Source organism: Jiangella rhizosphaerae (assembly GCF_003579925.1).
GTDB classification, from domain to species: Bacteria; Actinomycetota; Actinomycetes; order Jiangellales; family Jiangellaceae; genus Jiangella; species Jiangella rhizosphaerae.
The window spans coordinates 1-3,668 of record NZ_QUAL01000302.1 but is presented as its reverse complement, the minus strand read 5'-3'; the positions used below and the strand labels follow the sequence as shown (position 1 = coordinate 3,668).

Sequence of the window (3,668 nt, the reverse complement as noted above, 5' to 3'; positions counted from 1 at the left end):
CGGTGGAGGTGATCCACCGGACGACCACGTTGCCCTTCCGCTTGGGCCGGGCGATGGCACCGGCCGCGGCGGTCCGCTCCAGGAACGTGGTCATCGGTCACCCCCGGGGTCGTCCGGGTCCAGCGGCTCGTCGTAGGCGCCGCGGGTGGGCGGATGCACCAGGCCGGTCTGCCCGGCATCCCGCAGTTCCTCCATCCTCGCACCGAACTCCTGCCCGGGCACCACCGTGACCGCCCTCATTCCGCCGGGCCGGCCGAACGACCGGCGGACGGGCTCAGACGGGGGCCGGGCGGTCGAAGACCGGGTGGCGGCTCCCGACCTTGCGGGCGATGGCGAGGTGGCCGCCGAGGAACCCGCCGGCACTGGCTGCCGCGATACCGCCGAGGCCGAGCAGCACGCCGAGCCGGTGCCGTCCGGCACGTCGCGCGGCGAACGAGCCCGAGTAGAGGACCAGCGCCGTCGTGTTGCTCGCCGCGTGGATCACGCCGACGCGGCGCGTGCCTCCCTCCGTCCGGCCCCATTCCGCGACGCCCGTCACGGCGGTCGGCACGGCAGCGACCAGACCGGCCCCGACGAGGAACCGTGCGGCCGGCCGCAGCTCGCTCCGGCCGGAGAGGTCCAGCAGCGCCGCGGACGTCCAGGCGCCGACCGGAACGTCGGTCAGCAACGGGTGCACGGCGTGGCCCAGCCAGTCGCCGTGCAGCAGGCGCCGGCTCCAAGGGGACGACAGCAGCGCACCGGAGAGCGCCCGCAACGGCCCGTCGTACCGGTCGGCGGCGGGGTCGTCCTCGAGGCGCCGGGCGAGGCGGACGGCCCACGGCGGCGATCCGCCCCGGACCGCGTCGTCGTGCTGAGGCGTGAGAGCAGTGTCGTCGGTCATCGTCGTGGCGTACCCGTTTCCGCGGTCGTCACCGGTCCGCGCGGCGCGGCGTGCGTGCCCGCCCAGGGGCCTGCGCAGCCGCCCGGCGCGGGTTCCGACGCACCCGGTCACCGCCCGGATGCTCGCCATCGTGCTGCTCGCGGCGTGGCGAGGCCGTCGGAGCGGCCGCCGCGGCCGTCGCGCCGGTCAGGCGAAGTCGCTGGAGAGCAGGTCCATGACGAAGCCGTCCCGACCGGTGAGCATGCCGACCGGGCGGAAGCCGACCGCCGCGTAGCAGCGGATCGCCACCTCGTTCGTCGCCGCGGTCTCGACGACGATGCGGTGGTGGTCGCACGCGTCGAACAGGTGCCGGGCCAGCGTGCCGACGGCGTCGCGGCCCAGGCCGCGGCCGTGGAGGTCGGGGTCGAGCAGGATCTCGATGCCGGCGTGGCGGTCGCGCGGGTTGTCGACCTCCCAGTACTGGATCAGCCCGGCGATGCGCCGACCGGCCAGGATGGTGTACCGCGTCGTCGAGCTGTCCTCGAGGAGCCAGCCGTCGCCGAGGCCGTCCGGGTCCCACCACTGCTTGACCTCTGGCGTGCTGATGATGTGCAGCAGCATGGGCACGTCATCGGCGGCGACAGGGCGCAGGACGACGTGCTCGCCGGCCAATCCGCCCACGAGTGTCAATTCGCCCATAGCCGCGAGTGTAGGTCGAGCACGCCGTATCGGCATGCGGAACGGCGGGCGCCGGCGCCGGTCTAGGGTGGTGCAGGTGATCGTGGGCGTGGGAATCGACGTCGTCGACGTGCGGCGGTTCGCCGAGACGCTGGAGCGGACGCCGGCGCTGGCGGTGCGGGTGTTCACCCCCGCCGAGCGGAGCCGGTCCGTCGCGTCGCAGGCCGCCCGGTTCGCCGCCAAGGAGGCCTTGGCCAAGGCGCTCGGCGCGCCGAAGGGCCTGCTCTGGCACGACGCCGAGGTGGTCAGCGACGCCGACGGCCGGCCCTGGTTCGAGGTGCGGGGGTCGGTCAAGGACCGCTGCGAGCAGCTGCGCGTCGAGACGGTGCACCTGTCGCTGTCGCACGACGCGGGGGTCGCGTCGGCCATCGTCGTCCTGGAAGGAGCCTCCCGGTGATCGCCGTCCACACCGTCGAGGAGATCCGCGCCGCCGAGGAGGCGCTGATGGCGCGGCTGCCCGACGGTGCTCTGATGCAGCGGGCGGTGGCGGGAATGGTGGCGGCCTGCGCCCGGCTGCTCGGCGGCGTCTACGGGGCGCGGGTGGTCGTGCTGGCCGGCGCCGGCAACAACGGCGGCGACGCCCTCTGGACCGGCGCCCGGCTGGCCCGGCGCGGCGCGCACGCGCAGGCCGTCCTGCTGAACCCGGAGAAGGCGCATGACGAGGGCCTGGCGGCGTTCCGGGCCGCGGGCGGCCGGCTCGTGGAACCGGCCGGCGTCGCCGACGCGCTGGCCGAGGCCGACCTGGTGCTCGACGGCATGCTCGGCATCGGCGGACGAGGCGGGCTACGCGGCGACGCGGCCGAGCTGGCGCGGCTGCTGGGCGCGGGCCGCACCGCCGGCGTCGTCGTCGCCGTCGACCTGCCCAGCGGCGTCGCCCCCGACACCGGTGAGACGCCCGGCCCGCATGTCGTCGCCGACCACACCGTCACGTTCGGCACCGGCAAGGTCGCGCTGGTCGTCGACCCCGCGGCGGCCGCCGCCGGCGTCGTGCACCCGGTCGACATCGGGCTCGGGCCGTACCTGCCGGAGCCCCGTCTGACGGTGCTCGACGACGCCGACGTCGCCGCGCTGCTGCCCGACCCCGGGCGCGAGTCGGACAAGTACTCCCGCGGCGTGGTGGGCGTGCTGGCCGGCTCCGGGCAGTTCCCGGGCGCCGGGGTGCTGGCGGTCGGCGGCGCGCTGCACGGCGGCGCCGGGATGGTCCGCTACGCCGGGCCGGACGCCGTCGCCACCGAGGTGCGGTCGCGCTGGCCCGAAGCGATCGCCGGGCCGTCGCCCGACGGCGTCGGGCGGGTGCAGGCATGGACCGTCGGCTCCGGCCTGGGCGACGGGCGCGGCGACGACGTCCGTGCGGCGCTGGGCGCCGGGCTCCCGGTGCTGGTCGACGCCGACGGCCTGCGCTGGCTGCCCGAGCGGTTCACCGGCCCGGCGCTGCTGACGCCGCACGCCGGCGAGCTGGCCCGGCTGCTCGGCGTCGAGCGGGCCGAGGTCGAGGCGCGCCGGCTGCATGCCGCGCGGCTGGCGGCGCGGCGGTGGAACGCCGTCGTGCTGCTCAAGGGGTCGACGACGGTGGTGGCAGCGCCGGACGGCCGGGTGCGGGTCAACCCGACGGGGACGTCGGCGCTGGCCTCCGCCGGGACCGGCGACGTGCTGGCCGGGCTGGCCGGGTCGCTGCTGGCCGGCGGGTTGTCGCCGTTCGACGCCGCGAGCGTCGGCGCCTACGTGCACGGCCTGGCCGGCCGCCGGGCGGCGGCCTCGTCGGGCTACCCGAGCGCCGGCGACGTCCTGGCCGAGCTGCCCGCCGTGCTGCGGTCCCTGCGTGGCCCTGTCGGCGGCGGCTGACAGAATCGGTGGCGTGGTGACCGATCAGTACGGCCCCGGGCCCGTGCCGCACGCGGAGGTGCGGGTCGACCTGGCCGCCATCCGCGACAACGTCGCCGAGCTCGCCGTCCGTGCCGCTCCCGCGCAGGTCATGGCGGTCGTGAAGGGCGACGCGTACGGCCACGGGCTGGTGCCGGCGGCGCGCGCGGCCCGGGCCGGCGGCGCCGCCTGGCTGGGCACCGCCACGCTG

Annotated in this window: 5 protein-coding genes; 3 read left to right on the top strand and 2 right to left on the bottom strand. The window is 76.7% G+C overall.

Annotated elements, in window-relative coordinates:
• Positions 1–274 precede the first annotated feature (274 nt).
• Positions 275–880, bottom strand: coding sequence for a DUF2231 domain-containing protein (locus DY240_RS23625; protein ID WP_147375480.1), 606 nt, complete (start codon positions 878–880; stop codon positions 275–277).
• A gap of 186 nt (positions 881–1,066) precedes the next feature.
• Entirely contained in the window at positions 1,067–1,558 is a 492-nt protein-coding gene (locus DY240_RS23620; protein WP_119662187.1) for a GNAT family N-acetyltransferase, read from the bottom strand.
• Between the two features lie 76 nt (positions 1,559–1,634).
• Here DY240_RS23620 and DY240_RS23615 point away from each other — a divergent pair, with 76 nt between their 5' ends.
• From DY240_RS23615 to DY240_RS23605, 3 genes are all read left to right on the top strand, one after another.
• Positions 1,635–1,994, top strand: a complete 360-nt coding sequence (locus DY240_RS23615; protein ID WP_119662189.1) for a holo-ACP synthase — start codon at positions 1,635–1,637, stop codon at positions 1,992–1,994.
• Positions 1,991–3,439 (top strand): NAD(P)H-hydrate dehydratase, encoded by a 1,449-nt coding sequence (locus DY240_RS23610; protein ID WP_119662186.1) that lies wholly within the window; start codon positions 1,991–1,993, stop codon positions 3,437–3,439. Before DY240_RS23615 ends, DY240_RS23610 begins: the two co-directional genes overlap by 4 nt.
• A 13-nt stretch (positions 3,440–3,452) precedes the next feature.
• Positions 3,453–3,668, top strand: a 216-nt coding sequence (locus DY240_RS23605) for an alanine racemase (protein ID WP_233552851.1), incomplete at its 3' end; no start/stop codon positions are given.